This window comes from Rhizobium sp. C1, from assembly GCF_021026335.1.
GTDB lineage: Bacteria > Pseudomonadota > Alphaproteobacteria > Rhizobiales > Rhizobiaceae > Ensifer_A.
The window spans coordinates 36,115-52,780 of the sequence record NZ_JAJNCY010000005.1; the positions used below are offsets into that span (position 1 = coordinate 36,115).

The 16,666-nt window shown below is 60.1% G+C and carries 17 protein-coding genes and 1 pseudogene; 15 read left to right on the top strand and 3 right to left on the bottom strand.

All coding sequences use genetic code 11. The features are described 5' to 3' along the window. Positions 1–73 precede the first annotated feature (73 nt). The 5 genes from LQK83_RS12175 to LQK83_RS12195 all read left to right on the top strand — a co-directional run bounded on the left by LQK83_RS12175 (position 74) and on the right by LQK83_RS12195 (position 5,974). Positions 74–907: a transketolase gene (locus LQK83_RS12175; protein WP_230837682.1), complete on the top strand. Its 834-nt coding sequence runs from the start codon at positions 74–76 to the stop codon at positions 905–907. Further along, on the top strand, positions 904–1,938 hold the full coding sequence (locus tag LQK83_RS12180; protein WP_442966748.1) for a transketolase family protein: 1,035 nt from the start codon (positions 904–906) through the stop codon (positions 1,936–1,938). The genes LQK83_RS12175 and LQK83_RS12180 overlap by 4 nt, the downstream gene beginning before the upstream one ends. A 43-nt stretch (positions 1,939–1,981) precedes the next feature. Beyond that, positions 1,982–2,734 (top strand): SDR family NAD(P)-dependent oxidoreductase, encoded by a 753-nt coding sequence (locus LQK83_RS12185; RefSeq protein ID WP_230837683.1) that lies wholly within the window; start codon positions 1,982–1,984, stop codon positions 2,732–2,734. Between the two features lie 172 nt (positions 2,735–2,906). Next, a complete protein-coding gene (locus tag LQK83_RS12190) occupies positions 2,907–3,926 on the top strand; it encodes a TRAP transporter substrate-binding protein (RefSeq protein ID WP_230837684.1) in 1,020 nt (339 codons plus the stop codon). A 164-nt stretch (positions 3,927–4,090) separates the two neighbouring features. After that, a complete protein-coding gene (locus LQK83_RS12195) occupies positions 4,091–5,974 on the top strand; it encodes a TRAP transporter large permease (protein ID WP_230837685.1) in 1,884 nt (627 codons plus the stop codon). A 168-nt stretch (positions 5,975–6,142) separates the two neighbouring features. Here LQK83_RS12195 and LQK83_RS12200 read toward each other — a convergent pair whose 3' ends face one another. The 3 genes and pseudogenes from LQK83_RS12200 to LQK83_RS12205 form a co-directional block, all read right to left on the bottom strand. After that, positions 6,143–6,643 carry an MBG domain-containing protein gene (locus LQK83_RS12200; RefSeq protein WP_230837686.1) on the bottom strand — a complete coding sequence of 167 codons (501 nt, stop codon included), beginning with the start codon at positions 6,641–6,643 and terminating at the stop codon, positions 6,143–6,145. Next, positions 6,628–6,879, bottom strand: coding sequence for a YDG domain-containing protein (locus tag LQK83_RS21860; RefSeq protein WP_442966754.1), 252 nt, complete (start codon positions 6,877–6,879; stop codon positions 6,628–6,630). Before LQK83_RS21860 ends, LQK83_RS12200 begins: the two co-directional genes overlap by 16 nt. An 8-nt stretch (positions 6,880–6,887) precedes the next feature. Continuing rightward, positions 6,888–7,007: pseudogene (locus LQK83_RS12205) on the bottom strand (IS6 family transposase); the annotation flags it as partial. A gap of 359 nt (positions 7,008–7,366) precedes the next feature. Between LQK83_RS12205 and LQK83_RS12210 the strand changes: the two are divergent. The 10 genes from LQK83_RS12210 (at position 7,367) to LQK83_RS12255 (ending at position 16,652) form a co-directional block, all read left to right on the top strand. Then, entirely contained in the window at positions 7,367–8,044 is a 678-nt protein-coding gene (locus LQK83_RS12210; protein WP_230837687.1) for an isochorismatase family protein, read from the top strand. Position 8,045: 1 nt separating this feature from the next. Beyond that, positions 8,046–8,993, top strand: a complete 948-nt coding sequence (locus tag LQK83_RS12215) for a polysaccharide deacetylase family protein (protein ID WP_230837688.1) — start codon at positions 8,046–8,048, stop codon at positions 8,991–8,993. Continuing rightward, positions 8,993–9,928 carry a polysaccharide deacetylase family protein gene (locus LQK83_RS12220; RefSeq protein WP_230830244.1) on the top strand — a complete coding sequence of 312 codons (936 nt, stop codon included), beginning with the start codon at positions 8,993–8,995 and terminating at the stop codon, positions 9,926–9,928. The genes LQK83_RS12215 and LQK83_RS12220 overlap by 1 nt, the downstream gene beginning before the upstream one ends. Before the next feature lie 81 nt (positions 9,929–10,009). Continuing rightward, entirely contained in the window at positions 10,010–11,416 is a 1,407-nt protein-coding gene (gene leuC / locus LQK83_RS12225; protein WP_230837689.1) for a 3-isopropylmalate dehydratase large subunit, read from the top strand. A 13-nt stretch (positions 11,417–11,429) separates the two neighbouring features. Next, positions 11,430–12,044: a 3-isopropylmalate dehydratase small subunit gene (leuD, locus tag LQK83_RS12230; RefSeq protein ID WP_230837690.1), complete on the top strand. Its 615-nt coding sequence runs from the start codon at positions 11,430–11,432 to the stop codon at positions 12,042–12,044. Positions 12,045–12,096: 52 nt separating this feature from the next. Beyond that, a complete protein-coding gene (locus LQK83_RS12235) occupies positions 12,097–13,314 on the top strand; it encodes an ABC transporter substrate-binding protein (protein ID WP_230837691.1) in 1,218 nt (405 codons plus the stop codon). Positions 13,315–13,381: 67 nt separating this feature from the next. Next, positions 13,382–14,248, top strand: coding sequence for a branched-chain amino acid ABC transporter permease (locus LQK83_RS12240; protein WP_230837692.1), 867 nt, complete (start codon positions 13,382–13,384; stop codon positions 14,246–14,248). Then, positions 14,245–15,225: a branched-chain amino acid ABC transporter permease gene (locus LQK83_RS12245; protein WP_230837693.1), complete on the top strand. Its 981-nt coding sequence runs from the start codon at positions 14,245–14,247 to the stop codon at positions 15,223–15,225. The genes LQK83_RS12240 and LQK83_RS12245 overlap by 4 nt, the downstream gene beginning before the upstream one ends. Continuing rightward, the gene (locus tag LQK83_RS12250) at positions 15,218–15,958 is read left to right on the top strand and encodes an ABC transporter ATP-binding protein (protein WP_230830238.1); all 741 of its coding nucleotides are present in this window, start codon (positions 15,218–15,220) and stop codon (positions 15,956–15,958) included. The genes LQK83_RS12245 and LQK83_RS12250 overlap by 8 nt, the downstream gene beginning before the upstream one ends. Continuing rightward, positions 15,951–16,652 carry an ABC transporter ATP-binding protein gene (locus LQK83_RS12255; RefSeq protein WP_230830237.1) on the top strand — a complete coding sequence of 234 codons (702 nt, stop codon included), beginning with the start codon at positions 15,951–15,953 and terminating at the stop codon, positions 16,650–16,652. The genes LQK83_RS12250 and LQK83_RS12255 overlap by 8 nt, the downstream gene beginning before the upstream one ends. Positions 16,653–16,666: the final 14 nt, after the last annotated feature.

Consider the following 16,666-nt stretch of genomic DNA (forward strand, 5'->3'; position numbering starts at 1 on the left):
GGAGACGATGGATTTGGCAAGCCGCCGCTTTGCGCCATCAAGTGAGGCGCGATCAGACGAGCCGCGTTCAGATATGGCACGGTCGAACGTGTCGCTCGCACTTCGCGCCTGGAACATTCGCCGCAAGGCCCTTTTGATGGGCCAGGTGCAGGGGCAGGGCTATATCGGCCAGGCGCTCGGCATTGCGGACGTTCTGGCCGCCTCCTATTTCCACGCGCTGGAATACCGCCCGGAAGATCCGGAATGGGAAGGCCGCGACCGCTTCCTTCTCTCCATCGGGCATTACGCGATCGCGCTCTATGCCGTTCTGATGGAAGCCGGCATCCTGCCCGAGGACGAGCTTGAAACCTATGGCATGGATGACAGCCGCATGCCCATGTCGGGCATGGCGTCCTACACGCCCGGCATGGAGATCACCGGCGGCTCGCTTGGCCATGGTCTCGGCATTGCCGTCGGCATGGCCATGGGGCTGAAGCGGAAGCGGAACAGGGCATTCGTCTACAATCTCATGTCCGACGGCGAACTGGGCGAAGGCTCCACCTGGGAAGCCGCCATGTCGGGCGCCCATCACAAGCTCGACAACCTGATCTGCCTCGTTGACTTCAACAATCAGCAGGCCGACGGCAAGTCTACCGAAATGCTTTGCTCCGAGCCGCTGACCGAAAAATGGGAAGCTTTCGGCTGGCATGCGCAGCGCGTCAATGGCAACGATCTTGCCGCCATCGTCACAGCCTTCGATACGGCTCGCGAGGTCAAGGACGCCAAGCCCCGTGTCATCATTTTCGATACGACCATGTGCAAGGGCGTGCCCTTCCTCGAGAGCCGCGAAATCACCCATTTCGTCCGCGTCGAGGCCGACGAGTGGGACAAGGCGCTCGCAGTTCTCGAAGAAGGAAAGCCCGCATGACGCTCGCATCCATGGCCCGCAAATACGAAGCCCGCAAGCGTCCCGAAGGCGAACGCCAGGCGACTTCCGCCATGATCGCCTCGCTCGCAGCGGAGGGCTACGACACCGTCAACGCTCCCTTCGGCAATGCGCTGATCGAGGCCGCGCGCAAGGACGAGCGCATCGTCGGCCTGACGGCTGATCTCGGCAAATATACCGACCTGCATGTCTTCGCCAACGCGATGCCGGACCGTTTCTACCAGATGGGCATGGCAGAGCAGGTGCTGATGTCGGCCGCGGCCGGCCTCGCCCGTGAGGGCTTCCTGCCTTTCGCGACGACCTACGCCGTATTTGCCTCGCGCCGCGCCTATGACTTCATCGCCATGGCGATTGCAGAGGAAAACCTGCCGGTCAAGATCGTCTGCGCCTTGCCGGGCCTGACGACCGGCTACGGCCCGAGCCATCAGGCGACGGAGGATCTGGCCATCTTCCGCGGCCTGCCCAACATGACAATCATCGATCCTTGCGATGCCGATGACATTCTCGGCATGGTGCCGGCGATGTGTGCCCACGAGGGGCCAGTCTATGCCCGGCTCCTGCGCGGCAAGGTTCCCTCTGTCCTCAAGAAGCACAAACCGGACTACCGGTTTCAGCTGGGCAAGGCGCAGCTTATTCGCGACGGGCGCGACGTCCTTGTCATCTCGACCGGGCTGATGACCATGCGCGCGCTCGACGCAGCCGTGAAGCTTGCCGAGGACAAGGTGGATGTCGCCGTTCTGCATTGCCCGACGGTCAAGCCCCTTGATCTGGACACGATCGCGGCGGAAGCCGCCAGGTCTGGGCGGCTGGTCGTCACAGCAGAAAATCACACGGTGATGGGCGGGCTGGGGGAGGCCGTCGCCGGCGGCCTTCTGTCCCGCGGTATCGCGCCGAAGTTTCGCATGATCGGCTTGCCCGACCAGTTTCTTGAGGCAGGCGCCTTGCCGACCCTGCACGACATGTACGGCCTATCGGTCGGCAAGGTGGCTGCGCAGATCCGGTCTTGGCTCTGACGGCGGTACAGAATTCGATTATTGAAAGGGAGGTAAGAGACCCATGGGTCTGCTCACAGGAAAATACGCAATCGTCACCGGGGCAGCATCCGCGCGCGGCCTTGGAAAAGCAACGGCGAAACTCTTTGCCGAACATGGCGCGACCGTCGCCATTCTCGATCTGAACGCCGAGGCCGCAAGCGCCGCAGCAGCGGATCTCGGGCCGCAGCACGTGGGTCTTGCCTGCAACGTCACCGACAAGGCAGCTTGCGACGCGGCCGTCGCCGAACTTGAGAAGCGCTGGGGCCGCGTTGATATCCTCGTCAACAACGCAGGCATCACCCAGCCGCTGAAGATCATGGATATCGGGCCATCGAACTATGATGCGGTTCTTGACGTAAACCTGCGCGGTACACTTTACATGAGCCAGGCCGTCATTACGGGGATGCGTGAGCGCAAGTCTGGCGCGATTGTCAATCTGAGCTCGGTTTCTGCGCAGCGCGGTGGCGGCATTTTCGGCGGACCGCACTATTCGGCGGCCAAGGCTGGTGTTCTGGGACTTACCAAGGCGATGGCGCGCGAACTGGCGCCGTCCAATGTCCGCGTGAACGCCATCTGCCCCGGCTTTATCGCAACCGATATCACGGGTGGCAAACTCACACCGGATATGCTGGAGAAAATTGTCGAAGGCATTCCCATGGGCCGCGCGGGCGAGGCCTCGGATGTAGCAGGCTGTGCGCTGTTTCTGGCCTCTGAGCTCTCGGCCTATTGCACGGGAACGGAAGTGGATGTGAACGGCGGATCGCTGATCCATTGACCCATGTCGCGGGTGACAGCCGATTGCCGTCGGAGGGGCGGCAGGGCAGGCTGAGCGCTTAAGGGCAGAAAGGCGGGCCCCCAAGCCGGGGGCCTGGAATACTTGAAGAGCGGGTAGAGCAGGAGGCTCGCCCACAGCGAACGATCCGTTATGGGTTATGAGGAGGAAAACCATGAAACGAGACTTTTCGATGAAGCGCAGAACCTTTGTTGCCGGCGCGCTGAGCCTGCCACTGGTCACGGTCCTGAAACATCCGGCCTCGGCGGCCGAGTTCAACCTGAAATACGCAACCGGCCAGGATCCGACCCACCCGGTCAACATCCGCGCGCAGGAGGCGATCGACCGTATCCGCGAGGCCACCTCCGGACGCGTCGACATCAAGCTTTATCCGGCAAACCAGCTTGGCTCCGACACCGACCTGCTGACACAGATTCGCAATGGTTCGGTTGATTTCTTCAACCAGTCTTCCATGGTTCTTGCCACCTTCGTTCCAGCCTGCGGCATCACCAGCCTCGGCTTCGCCTTCAAGAACTACGAACAGGTCTGGGCGGCGATGGATGGTGATCTCGGCACATACCTTGCCAAAGAGATCGCCAAAACGCCGATCTTTGCGGTTTCGCGCATGTGGGACAACGGCTTTAGGCAGGTGACATCCTCGACCCGGGCCATCACCGGTCCGGAGGAGCTCAAGGGCTTCAAGATCCGTGTTCCGCCGGCACCGTCGCTGACCTCGCTGTTCAAGGCGCTGGATGCGGCCCCTTCGCCCATCAACTTCAACGAGCTCTATTCCGCGCTTCAGACGAAAGTTGTCGAGGGGCAGGAAAATCCGTTGGCGATCATCGCGACGGCGCGGCTTTATGAAGTGCAGAAGTATATCAGCCTGACCAACCATGTCTGGGACGGTTACTGGGTTCTCGGCAACAAGAACTCCTTCGCAAGGCTTCCCAAGGATGTACAGGACATCGTTTCGCGCGAAATCGACAAGTCGGGCCTGGATGAGCGTAAAGATATCGCGCGCCTGAGCGAAACGCTGAAGAGCGATCTCAAGGGCAAGGGGGTCAACCTGCTTGAGGTCAACCAGGATCCTTTCCGCAACGCGCTGAAGACCACGACCTTCTATTCCGACTGGAAGAAGAAGTATGGCGACGAAGCCTGGGCCATGCTCGAAAAGGTATCCGGCAAGCTCGGTTGAGACAGTTATCATAGTGCGGCAATGTTGCGCCCGGCCCTCCAGCCGGCCGCAATACCGACGCTGTTTGCAATGCGGATATTGTCGGGGTGGCTCGTTGCAGCGCGCCACGGGGCAAAGCGCGACAGAAGTCAGCCGCCGCGAATAATCAGTGGGATGGATCAACGATGTCACATGAACATCATGGTGAGTATATCGCCGAATTTGCAGCGCCGACGCATTCCGGAGCAACGGTTGCGGCGTATCTTGAGAAGTTTCTCATCCGCCTTGTCGAGATACCGGCGGCCTTGCTGGTCTTTGTCGAGGTTGTCGTGCTGATGATGGGTGTCATCTGGCGCTATGTGCTGCACCAACCGCTGATCTGGTCGGACGAACTTGCTGGCATCCTGTTCCTGTGGCTTGCCATGCTGGGCTCTGTCATTTCGATGCAGCGGGGCGACCATATGCGCATGACCGCGATCGTCGGGGCGCTCGAGCCCAAGTGGCGATCCTTTCTTGATCTGGTGGCAATTGCCGCAGCATTCGCGTTTCTCTGCCTGACGTTGTTGCCAGCCTATAATTTTGCCGCTGAGGAAATCTGGGTCACCACCCCAGCGCTTGAAATTCCCAATACCTGGCGGGCGGCGGCCTTGCCGGTCGGTATTTTCCTCATGCTGATGGTGTCTCTCCTTCGCCTGATACAGACCGGCGAGTTGCGGCAGATCCTGCTGGCGCTGTTTTCTGTAGCATTGCTCATTGGCTTCATGACGATGCTCGGAGGCGTGTTGCCGGCGCTCGGCAACTGGAACCTGCTGCTGTTCTTCGTGATCGGCGTCGGCGGCATGGTGTTTCTTGGCATTCCGATTGCGTTCGCCTTCGGACTGGCGACGTTCGGCTATATCGCGCTGACGACGACGACGCCCACCATGGTTGTCGTCGGACGCATGGATGAGGGGATGAGCCACATCATTCTCCTGGCCGTACCCCTCTTCGTGCTTCTGGGAATGCTGATCGGCATGACGGGCATGGCGCGCGCCATGGTCGGTTTCCTCGCCAATCTTCTCGGCCATGTGAAAGGCGGTCTGTCATATGTGCTGATCGGGGCCATGTATCTCGTGTCCGGCATTTCGGGCTCCAAAGCCGCGGATATGGCGGCGGTCGCCCCGGCGCTCTTCCCGGAGATGCGCAAGCGCGGTGCGAAGCCCGGGGATCTCGTGGCACTTCTGGCGGCAACGGGCGCGCAGACGGAGACCATTCCGCCATCCATCGTCCTGATCACCATCGGCTCCGTCACCGGGGTTTCCATCGCCGCGCTGTTTACCGGCGGCATGCTCCCCGGCGTCATCCTTGGCATAACACTGGCCGCAGTCGTCTGGTGGCGCTATCGTCACGAGGATCTTTCCGGCGTACACCGCGCCTCGATGAGCGAAATCGCCAAGAGCTTCGTCGTGGCGCTTCCAGCCATCGTATTGCCCTTCCTGATCCGCGCCGCCGTGATCGAAGGCGTTGCGACCGCCACGGAAGTATCCACGATCGGCATCGCCTATACGGTTCTCGCCGGTCTTCTCATCTATCGCAAGTTCGACTGGTCACGCATTTACCCGATGCTTGTGGATACGGCCGCTCTGTCCGGGGCCATTCTGATCATCATCGGCGCGGCGACCGCCATGGCCTGGGCGCTCACCCAGTCCGGATTCTCCACGGAACTTGCAATGGCCATGAAGAGCCTGCCCGGCGGAAAAGCCGCGTTCCTGGCCGTTTCCATTGTGATTTTCGTCATTCTTGGCTCCGTCCTTGAGGGCATTCCGGCTATCGTCCTGTTCGGACCACTGCTCTTCCCGATCGCGCGTGAAGTTGGTGTCCACGAGGTCCACTATTCCATGGTGGTCATTCTTGCGATGGGTATGGGCCTCTTCGCACCACCGTTCGGAGTGGGCTACTATGCGGCCTGCGCCATCAGCCGCGTCAAGGCGGACGAGGGAATGAAGCCTATCGCTGGATACATGGTCGCGCTTTTCGTGGGCCTTATTCTGGTGGCCGCCATCCCGTGGATTTCGATCGGCTTCCTCTGACTTTTTGAGCTTCCTCCGAATAGACGAACCGGGAGATCGTCTCATGGCTTGCGCGGGGCATCGCACCTTCGAACCACATCCTCCCGGCAATCTGCTCCGGTGCTATGAGGCCAAGAAGCCATGCACTGTTCGTCTGCAATCCATTCGGTGTCGTCGTCATCGCTACCTTCAATTCCTGCCCCCGGCACATGCACCCGGCACGCCGGCAATGCAGATCATCGAAAGGCGTTTATCCTCGATCTGGAACAACAGGCTTTGTCGATCAGGGCCATCATCGCCCTGCATTCCGGTTTGCAGCCAGACCGGGTTGGTCCAGGCCGGCAAGGGGATATTATCCAGCAGGCTTGTCGCAGGCTGGGTTTGCGGCACCACAGCGATCGACGCCGCGGGCGAGATCGTCAGGATGCCCGGGAGATAGACGATATCGTAATTGCCCGAGGACAGGCCGGAAACGGTGAGGCTGTAGGTGCCTGCATTCACCGCGCCCTGTGCCGTGCCGGCATAGGTGAGCGTGCCGCCTAGAACTGTCGAGGTCTCGCCATTGACGAAGCCGGAATAGCTGAGGCCATTGCCACCCGAGAAGGCCTGCCCGTTGTAGGTTTTGGTGGCGTCGTTGGCTGTGACGGAGAGGGAGGCCTTGGAGATATCCGCAGTCAGGCTGGTCGGCATGAGGAGGTTGTAGTTGCCCGCATCCGTCCCGGAGAGCGTATAGCCCGTGACGTGACGGCTTTGCTGGCCCCGGCATTCTTGTTGTTGAAGGTCGCGACGCCCGATCCAGCGACGAACACCGAATCGTTGGCATAATGGCCAACGGTTGCGGCTCCAGAGAGCGTACTCCGGGTTAAGCCATCATGCGTTTTATTGTTGGCGGAGATCCCACTGAGAGCAGTGCCTGCTTTTGTGATGCTGGCGCCGCCAGCATGTCCTCGACCATCCGCAGGCTATTGGGAAACCGGAAATACAGCCACACGGCGTGGGCGATGATTTCAGCGGGGAAGCGATGGCGGCGATGGACAGGATCACGGTGTGTCATGACCTGTCATCTCACAATGAAATCGACCGTTCGTTAAGTTGAAGATGCCTATCCGACAACTGCGTCATTGCGCATGCGCAGTGACCTTAGGCGGACGCATCTACATACCCACAGGCTATCGGCCCGATCTCACCAGCGTTTGAAGCAACGCCACCTATGCAGGACATGTTTCCGTCAAAAGGTCAAACGCCCTAAACGGCGGGAGGCTCTAAACAGCGTCTCGCCGCTTGTAATTTTCTCCTTTACAAAAGATATAAAGTAATAACATTATGGGTAATCATTCTCGCTGCGACAGCCTGTTTTTAAGGGCTTTTCGCAGCTTCTCTGCACTGCTTGAAACAATAAACAGGGGCATTGTCATGGAAACGTCGTCTCTCACTGCGCGGCAGCTTTTTGAAAATGCCAAGGCCAATCCAACACGGCGTAAATTCGGGTTCGGCCGTAAGCCAATGCTCGTCAATATCGACTTGCAATGCGCCTACACCGCGGTCGGTGAATTCGCCACCGCCTATGAGACAGATCCGCAGCAGCTCGACTATGTGAACACGCTCTCAGAACTGGCACGCGCGAAGAGCCTGCCTATTACCTGGACCTATGTCGCCTATATGGAATCCGGCGAAGATTGTGGCGTCTGGGGCACGCGCACGAACACGCCGGACTCGCTGCAAAATATCAAGGTCGGCTCGCGCCGCGCGGAATTCGATCCGCGGCTGAAGATCGACCGGGTGAGGGACATCATCATCAACAAGCGGATGGCTTCCCCCTTTCACGAGACCAATCTTCAATCGCTGATGGTCTGGCATCAATGCGACACGGTTGTCATCACGGGCGGATCGACATCGGGTTGCGTACGCGCCTGCGTTGTCGACGCCATATCGCGCGGATACCGGGTGATCGTTCCGGAAGAATGCGTGGCGGACAAGCATGAAAGCCCGCATTTCGCCAATCTCTACGACATCTCGGTCAAATACGGCGACGTGATTCCGGTTGCCGATGCGATTGCCTGGTACGAGGCCTATACTCCGGAGGCACGCTGAAATGGCTGACGGTGCAACGCAGATGAAATCCGATCTCGGCCTCTACGATTATCTACCCTGGCCTGGCCGGCCTAAGATCACCTGGCCGGGCGGCAAGCGGATCGCGGTGTGGATCGCGCCGAACATTGAATTCTACGAATACAATCCGCCGAACAATCCGACCCGCACCCCTTGGGCACGCCCCAATCCCGATGTGCTGCAATATTCTCATCGCGACTATGGCAATCGTGCAGGCTGGCAGCGCATGATGGCGGCGATGGACCGTGCGGGGTTCCGCGGTTCGGTGTCCCTCAATGTGGCGCTGTGCGACCATCATCCCGAAATCATCAGGGCCTGTGCCGACCGTGACTGGGAATTCTTCTCGCACGGAATCTACAATACCCGCTATGTCTACAACATGACCATGGAGCAGGAACGCGAGATCATTCGCGACGCCTTCGATACGGTTCGCAAGCATACGGGGCAGACGCTGGCCGGGTGGCTCTCGCCGGCGCTTTCCAATAATTTCTGGACCATGGATCTGCTCGCCGAAGCGGGCATCCAGTACACCTGCGACATGTTTCACGACGACCAGCCGATGCCGGTCAAGGTCAAGTCCGGCCGCCTCATTTCGATGCCCTATTCGCTCGAGATGAACGATGTGATTGTTTACAACACGCAGAAGGTCACGCCGCGCCATTATGGCGAAATCATCAAGCGGCAGTTCGACCAGCTTTACAAGGAAGGGAACGAAAGCGGGACGGTTATGTGCATTCCGCTTCATCCCTATCTCGTCGGCCAGCCGCATCGCATCGACGCCTTTGCCGAAGCCATAGACTATATCGCAGGCCATGAGGGCGTCTGGCAGACGACGGGGCGAGAGATCGCGGCCGCGTATCACGCATCCGGCGCCTACGACGCCATGACCGCAGCGATGGAGTATCACAAGGCGAACGGAGGGCAGATCTGATGCCGATGCCTGACGATTACCTGAAGTATCCCGCCCGCCATTACGGCATGGACCATGATCGTTACGAATGGTCGGATCTGTTCAAGCGCGAGCCGATTGTCTGGCCGAACGGCGCGAAAATCGCCCTGTCTATCGTCACCCATGTCCAGCATTTCCCGCTGGATATGCCGTCCAAGCCGTTCAAGGCCCCCGGCGCGTTGTCCATGCCTTACCCCGATTTCCGATATTACACCAATCGGGACTATGGCAATCGCGTTGGAATCTTTCGTGTTCTGAGATTGCTGAGCGAGAAGGGCCTCCGAACGAGTTTCGCCATCAACGGCATCATCGCGCAGCGTTATCCCGCCGTGTTGAAGGCGGTCGTGGCCGGCGGGCACGAAGTGATCGCCCATGGACTCGACATGGGCAAGGTCCATCACTCCGGGCTGGAGCCGGAGGCGGAGGACCAGATTGTCTCGGAGGCGCTGGCGCTCCTGCGGAAGGAAAGTGGCCAGAGCGTTGAAGGCTGGCTTTCCCCCGGCCGGGCGCAGGGGTTCAACACGCCGGATATTCTGGCGCAGAACGGCGTGCGGTTCTGCCTCGACTGGGCCAATGACGACCTTCCTTATCGGATGAGCACGGCAAACGGCGAATTGCTTGCCATGCCGATGGCTTATGAGACCGATGACCGGGTCGTCGCGGATGAATATTTCCAGTCTGAGGCCGACTGGGTGCAGCAGGTGAAGGATCGCTTTGACGTCCTTTATCGGGAAACCGCGGATTATGGCGGCCGGGTGATGAGCCTGCCGCTGCATAGCTGGGTCTCCGGCATGCCGTATCGCGTCGAATATCTCCGGGAAGCGCTGGATTACATGCTCTCGCATGACGGCGTCTGGGCCGCTCCCGTCGGTGAGATTGCCGCGGCCTTTGTTGGACAAGACTCGAGCGCCGCATAGACGACGTGAAAAAGACAGCAGCCACGGCAAAAGCCATGCCCTGGCTCTTCTTACAGCAGTTCGATTTTTCGAGGTTGGGATATGGCGCAAGCGTCAGCACCGCGCACCATGTTGGGCAAGATCTGGGATGCGCATGAGATCCTTCGGCATCCTTCGGGTCCGTCTCTGCTCTATATCGATCGTGACATGATTCACGAAGGCAGCTTTCATGCCTTTGCCGACCTGAAACGCCGCGGGCTGATGCCGCGTCGGCCGAAGCAGATTTTTGGTGTCGCGGACCACTATGTGCCGACACGCGGTCGGGCGCTTGCCGATGCGGCGAGCCCGGCGATTGCAACGATGATCGAAACATTCGATGCCAACATGGAGTGGGGCGGCCTTCGCCATTTCGGGCTCAAGTCACGAGAACAGGGCATCGTCCATGTCGTGGCGCCCGAACAGGGTATCACCCTGCCTGGTCTCACCATCGTCTGTTCCGACAGCCACACCTCCACACAAGGGGCGCTCGGCGCCATCGCGTTTGGAATCGGCCAATCCGAAAATGCGCATGTTCTGGCAACCCAGACGCTCTGGCAGGTCAGGCCGAAAACCATGCGGGTGACGATCGATGGCGTGCTGCCGCAGGGTATTACCGCCAAGGACGTGATGCTCTTTCTGATCGGCACGATCGGTGCGGGCGGAGCCGGCGGTCATGCGATCGAATTCGCAGGGCAGGCCGTGCGCAACATGTCGATCGAAGCACGCCTGACGCTGTGCAACATGTCCATCGAGGCCGCCGCACGGCTCGGCATGGTCGCGCCCGACGAGATCACCTTTGACTACGTGCGCGGCAGAACCTTCGCGCCCTCGGAACAGGAATGGGATGTGGCGCTCAGCCAATGGCGAGAGGTCCCGAGCGATGCAGATGCGGAATTCGACCGGGAAGTTCATATCGACGGCAGCAAAATCGCGCCGATGGTCACATGGGGGACCAGCCCGGAAGATGCGGTGGCCATCGATGGCCGCGTTCCGGAGCCGGCCTCCTTTGAAGGCGAGGAGAAGCGCAAGGCGGCGGCACGCTCGCTGGAATATATGGATCTCGCGCCCGGAACACCGCTCGATGGGCTGAAGATCGACCGCGTCTTCATCGGCTCTTGCACCAACAGCCGCATCGAGGACCTGCGCAGCGCCGCCGCGATCCTGAAGGGCCGCAAGTCGGTCGTTCCGGCAATCATCGTTCCAGGTTCGACCGAGGTAAAGGCGCAGGCCGAGGCGGAAGGGCTTGCCCGCACCTTCCAGGAGGCGGGGTTTGAATGGCGCGATTCCGGCTGTTCGATGTGCGCCGCGCTCAATGGCGATTTCGTCAATCCCGGCGAACGCTGCGCCTCCACCTCCAACCGTAACTTCGTCGGGCGTCAGGGTCCGGGCGCGCGCACCCATCTGGTCAGCCCGGCCATGGCGGCGGCGGCCGCCATTACCGGTCGTCTGACCGATGTCAGGCGGATTTGAAGGAGGCGCTGACATGAAGGCTTTTACACGCGAGACCTCCACGGTTGTCACAATTCCCGGCGTGAATTGCGATACCGACCAGATCATTCCCGGTCGGTTCATCAAGGCAGACCGCGCGCAGGGATACGGCCAGTTTCTTTTCCACGACATTCGCAGGTCGGAGACCGGCGAACTCGACCCGGCCTTTCCCTTGAACCGGCCCGCCGCCGCGGCCGCGACGATCCTGCTGGTAGAAGACAATTTCGGCTGCGGTTCTTCGCGTGAGGGCGCGGTCTATGCACTGGTCGATCATGGAATCCGCGCTTTGATCGGCCCTAGCTTCGGCGACATCTTCTACAACAACGCGCTGAAGAACGGTCTCGTCCCCGTGCGTCTGCCTGAAGCCGATTGTCAGCGTCTGGTGCAGCATCTGGCGGCGTTTCCCGATGCGGAAGTCACGGTGGATCTGGCGACCGGCGAACTCATCCTGCCGGCTGATCTCGGACGGCATCCCATCGTCATGAACGATTTTGCGCGCGACTGCATCTTACGCGGGCTCGACGAGATCGAGATGACATTCACCTATCTGGAGCAGATCGAAGCATTTGAAAAGGCACGGATCGGCTCGCATGCCTGGCTGGATCGATGACGGGCGAACCGGCCACCACTTTTGGACCGTCTTGTAACTGGGAGAATGAAAAATGGATTTTGAAATCAAGCGCAGAACGCTTCTGAAAGCATCTGGGGCCGCTGCCGTCACTCTCGCCATGCCGGGCATTCTCAGGGCTGCCACGCCGACCGTGAAGGTGGGCGTTCTGGAGCCGTTGACTGGCGCACTCGCCTACAACGGCACGCAGAGCGCGGCGGGCGCCAAGTTTGCGGCCGAGAAGATCAACGCCATGGGCGGGATCAAGAGCCTGGGTGGCGCAAAGATCGAACTCGTCGTCGTCGATGCCCAGAGCAAGCCGGAAATCGCCGCAGCTGGCGTCGATACCCTGGCGCAGCAGGAAGTTTGCGCATTCACTGGTTCCTCGTCTTCGGCACTGGGTCTGGCATCCACGCAGGCCGCCGCAAAATACAATCTGGCTCAGGTTGTCTCGATCGGCACCGCGGAAACCATCGTGTCGCGTGGTCTCGCCAACGTGTTCCGCTTCACGCCGGGGATCAACAAATGCACGAGCGTTGCGCTGGGCAACCTGCAGAAGCTGAATGAGGCAGCAGGTCACGCCGTCAAGACTGCGGCGATCGTCCACGAAGACGGCCCATTCGGTTCTGGCATGGCCAAGATCCTTGCGACCGAACTGCCCAAACAGGGTATCGAGATCGTGGAGACGATTTCACACCCGACGCCTCAGCGCGACTTCTCCAACATTGCGCTTCGCATCAAGGCTTCCAAGGCAGACATTCTGATCCCGTCGAACTACCTCAACGAATACACCCTGATGGCCAAGGCCATTCATCAGCAGCGGGTGGACTTGAAGGCGATCTATTCGATCCTGGGCGGCGCCGCCTCCAACATCAAGTTCGTGCGCGAAAACAATGCGATCGCCCAATATGTCATGGATTGCAATCATTGGTACGATCCCAAAAAGGAAGAGTCCAAGGAACTGACCAAGACCGTCGCAGCCGCCAAGCTCGACCTCACCTACGACATCATGGTGTCCTATGCCAGCATTCAGCTCATTGCCGACGCGCTTGAGCGGGCCGCCTCGACGGATCGCCAAAAGATGATCGAGTCGCTTGCCTCTTCCACCTTCGACAAGTCGATCATGCCCTATGGTCCGACCAAGTTCGTCCACGGAGACAATGTGAACTCGCAGCCCGTCAACACGCAGGTGCGCGGCGAAAACATCGAGCTCGTCTTCCCGAAGGAATATGCGACGGCTGAAGCCGTGTTCCCGATCCCCGCCTCGAAGTGAAACCCCGGATCGGATATTCCCGCCGCTGTCGGCGGGAATATCCGATCGACGAGAAAAGGCATCCCAGATGTCGACACTGATCCTGCCGGCCGTGATCAGCGGCCTGATGATGGGGGCGGTTTACGCGCTGGTCGCGCTTGGCCTCACTCTGATTTACGGCGTTCTGCACATCATCAATTTCGCCCATGGCAGCCTGCTCATGCTGGCGCTCTATGCCGTGTATTTCCTGAACACCTATCTGGGTATCGATCCGTATCTGGCCATACCGATCGTCCTGCCGGTCTTCTTCGCGCTGGGCTATGCGCTCCAGCGCGGCCTGATTGGACCGATGAGCAGCGGTTCGGAGCAGAATGTCCTTCTCATCACGCTGGCGGTGTCGATCATCATCGAAAACCTCGCCCTGTATTTCTGGACGTCGAACACGCGCAATATCGATATCCCCTATGTCTACGACACGGTGGAGCTATTCGGCGCCTTCATCCCCTTCGGCCGTGTCATCGCCTTCTTTGGAGCGCTGGCCGTAGTGCCGCTGCTCTGGCTGTTCATGGCCAAGACGCGCACCGGATCGGCCATTCGTGCCGTCGCCATCGAGAAGCGCGGGGCTGAACTGGTGGGGATAGACGTGAACCACACCTACGCGATCTGTTTCGGCATCGGCACGGCCTGCGTGGCGCTTGCCGCCTGCTTGCTGCTTCCGACCTTCTACGTCACGCCGCAGGTCGGCTACACATTCGTGCTCGTCGCCTTCACCACGGTCGTTCTCGGCGGCATGGGCAGCCTTGTCGGCGCCCTGGTCGCCGGCCTGCTGTTGGGCGTCATCGAGTCGCTCTGTGGACTTTTTCTCGGCGACAGTCTCGGACAGATCGGCATTTTCATCGCCTTCATTCTGATCCTTCTGCTGAAGCCCTCGGGCATTATGGGGAAGGCGCCATGATGAAACTGAATTCAACCGGTCAGGTGGTCCTCATCCTGGTCGCAGTCGCCTATCTCCTGGGTGTCTATTTCATTTCCTCGCCAGTCTGGATGGGCTTCACCATCAACGCGCTGATTGTCGCGGTTCTGGCGCTGTCCTGGAACGTGACGGGCGGTTTTGGCGGCCTTTCGTCTTTCGGTCATGCCGTGCTCTACGGCACCGGTGCCTATACATCGGCGATCCTGCAGGTCACCTATGGCGTCAACGCCTGGGTGGCGCTGGTTGCCGGCATCGCAATGGCCGCTGCGGTCGGCGGGTTCATCGGCGCGCTTGCCTTCCGCTATGGCGTCAAGGGCTCTTACTTTGCCCTCGTCACCCTTGCCTTCGCCGAGGTTTTCCGCATCTGCGCCGCCTCGTTCGACTTTGCAGGCGGGGGCAGTGGGCTTCAGCTCAAGCTGGCCCCCGGCATCAGCAATATCCAGTTTGCCGATCGCACAGTCCTTTATACCTTCCTTCTGGCTATCGTCGTTCTCGTGATGCTGCTGACGGCATGGATCAAATATTCCCGGTTCGGGGCCTATCTGGTCGCGGTGCGCGAAAACGAGGATGCGGCGCGCGCCCTGGGCATCGACACCTACAGGATCAAGGTTCTCGCCATGGCCGTGTCCGGCGCATTCGGGGGTCTCGCCGGCGTGCTCTATCTGCAACTATGGCTCTTCATCGATAGCTCCATCGCTTACGGGTCTTCCGTATCGATCGAGGCCCTGATCGGCCCGATCATTGGCGGGGCCGGCACGGTCTGGGGGCCTGTTCTCGGGACGCTCGGCCTGCATCTGATCGGCGAAGGCGCGAAAACCCTGCTCTCAAATGCGCCGGGCCTCAACTTCGTCCTCTATGCGGTCGTCCTCATCTGCGCCCTGCGCTTCATGCCCAACGGTCTAGTGGGTCTGGCCGGCCGGATCGGGCCCTTTGCCAAGAAGGAGAGCAAGGATGCTTGAGGTCGAAAACCTGTCGAAAAGCTTCGGCGGATTGAAGGCGGTGTCCAACGCAACGCTTCAAGTTCCGGAAGGCTCGATTGTCGGGCTGCTTGGACCGAACGGGGCCGGCAAGACAACCTGCTTCACCATGATTGCCGGTTTCACCAAGCCCGACAGTGGCTCCGTGCGGCTGAGGGGTAAGGACATTACCGGTCTGGCGCCCCACCACATCTGCAATCTCGGCATGATCCGGACATTCCAGATCGTGCAACCGTTTGCCGGCCTGACGGTCGAGGAAAACATTGCGGTGGGCGCCTATCTCCACCATCACGAACGCAAGGAAGCCATGGCGGTCGCCCGCGATGTCGGCAAGCGGCTCGGCATGGGTACACTTCTCGACCGGCCGGCCTCGGCTCTCACCATTGCGGGGCGCAAGCGGCTTGAACTCGCGCGCGCACTGGCAACCGGCGCAAAGCTCCTGTTGCTCGATGAAGTCATGGCCGGGCTCATTCCCACCGAAATCAACGAGATCGTCGGCATTATCCGGCAGATCCGCGACGAGGGCCACACGTTCCTGATGATCGAGCATGTGATGCAGGCTGTCATGAGCCTTGCTGAAACTGCGTACGTTCTCAATCAGGGGGTCATGATCGCCCATGGCACACCACGGGATCTGGTGCGCGACCCGGCTGTCGTGGAGGCCTATCTCGGCCATGGAGCAGCCCAGCGCCTGCAGGAGGACGATCATGCTTGAGATTTCAGGTGTCCGCGCCGGATATGGTTCCATGACGGTGCTGCAAGGCGTCGACATGTCGATCAAGGCCGGCGAGATCGTCGCCCTTCTCGGATCCAACGGCGTGGGAAAAACCACGCTCAACAATGTCATCTCCGGCTTCATACGGCCGAATGCCGGAACGCTCACCTTCAAGGGTGTGCCGCTGACCGGCAAGAAGCCCGCTGACATTGTCGCACTGGGCATCGCCCATGTGCCGGAAGGGCGCAAGATTTTTCCCAATCTCAGTGTGGCGGAAAATCTGTCGCTCGGGGCGTTCCGCCGTGCTGGCGCAAACCGCAAGCAGAATTTCGAACGGATCTGCGCGATCTTCCCGAAGCTTCGGCAGCGGCTGAACCAGTCGGCCGGTACCCTGTCAGGTGGCGAGCAGCAGATGCTCGCCATCGGGCGCGGGCTGATGTCGGAACCGGAGCTTCTGATCCTTGACGAACCGTCGCTCGGCCTGTCGCCGATCATGGTCGAGGAGATGTTCAACCTGATCACGAAGATCAACGCGGAGGGCGTGGCCATTCTGCTTGTCGAGCAGAACGTCATGCAGTCGCTTGCCGTTGCGGGTCGCGCCTATGTCATCGAACAGGGCCGCTTCGTCATGGAAGGTGCTGCCGCCGATCTCATCTCGGATAAACAGTTGCGCCAGGCCTATCTCGGCATGTGATGAGCCCGTCGGCG

Excerpts from the sequence above, each read along its gene's own strand:
- LQK83_RS12175 (WP_230837682.1), top strand. The coding sequence starts at position 74 with ATGGCACGGTCGAACGTGTCGCTCGCACTTCGCGCCTGGAACATTCGC.
- LQK83_RS12215 (WP_230837688.1), top strand. The coding sequence starts at position 8,046 with ATGGCTGACGGTGCAACGCAGATGAAATCCGATCTCGGCCTCTACGAT.
- LQK83_RS12235 (WP_230837691.1), top strand. The coding sequence starts at position 12,097 with ATGGATTTTGAAATCAAGCGCAGAACGCTTCTGAAAGCATCTGGGGCC.
- LQK83_RS12195 (WP_230837685.1), top strand. The coding sequence starts at position 4,091 with ATGTCACATGAACATCATGGTGAGTATATCGCCGAATTTGCAGCGCCG.
- LQK83_RS12180 (WP_442966748.1), top strand. The coding sequence starts at position 904 with ATGACGCTCGCATCCATGGCCCGCAAATACGAAGCCCGCAAGCGTCCC.
- LQK83_RS12190 (WP_230837684.1), top strand. The coding sequence starts at position 2,907 with ATGAAACGAGACTTTTCGATGAAGCGCAGAACCTTTGTTGCCGGCGCG.
- leuC (WP_230837689.1), top strand. The coding sequence starts at position 10,010 with ATGGCGCAAGCGTCAGCACCGCGCACCATGTTGGGCAAGATCTGGGAT.
- LQK83_RS12200 (WP_230837686.1), bottom strand. The coding sequence starts at position 6,643 with ATGCCGACCAGCCTGACTGCGGATATCTCCAAGGCCTCCCTCTCCGTC.
- LQK83_RS12255 (WP_230830237.1), top strand. The coding sequence starts at position 15,951 with ATGCTTGAGATTTCAGGTGTCCGCGCCGGATATGGTTCCATGACGGTG.
- LQK83_RS12220 (WP_230830244.1), top strand. The coding sequence starts at position 8,993 with ATGCCGATGCCTGACGATTACCTGAAGTATCCCGCCCGCCATTACGGC.
- LQK83_RS12240 (WP_230837692.1), top strand. The coding sequence starts at position 13,382 with ATGTCGACACTGATCCTGCCGGCCGTGATCAGCGGCCTGATGATGGGG.
- LQK83_RS12210 (WP_230837687.1), top strand. The coding sequence starts at position 7,367 with ATGGAAACGTCGTCTCTCACTGCGCGGCAGCTTTTTGAAAATGCCAAG.
- LQK83_RS12245 (WP_230837693.1), top strand. The coding sequence starts at position 14,245 with ATGATGAAACTGAATTCAACCGGTCAGGTGGTCCTCATCCTGGTCGCA.
- LQK83_RS12185 (WP_230837683.1), top strand. The coding sequence starts at position 1,982 with ATGGGTCTGCTCACAGGAAAATACGCAATCGTCACCGGGGCAGCATCC.
- LQK83_RS12250 (WP_230830238.1), top strand. The coding sequence starts at position 15,218 with ATGCTTGAGGTCGAAAACCTGTCGAAAAGCTTCGGCGGATTGAAGGCG.
- leuD (WP_230837690.1), top strand. The coding sequence starts at position 11,430 with ATGAAGGCTTTTACACGCGAGACCTCCACGGTTGTCACAATTCCCGGC.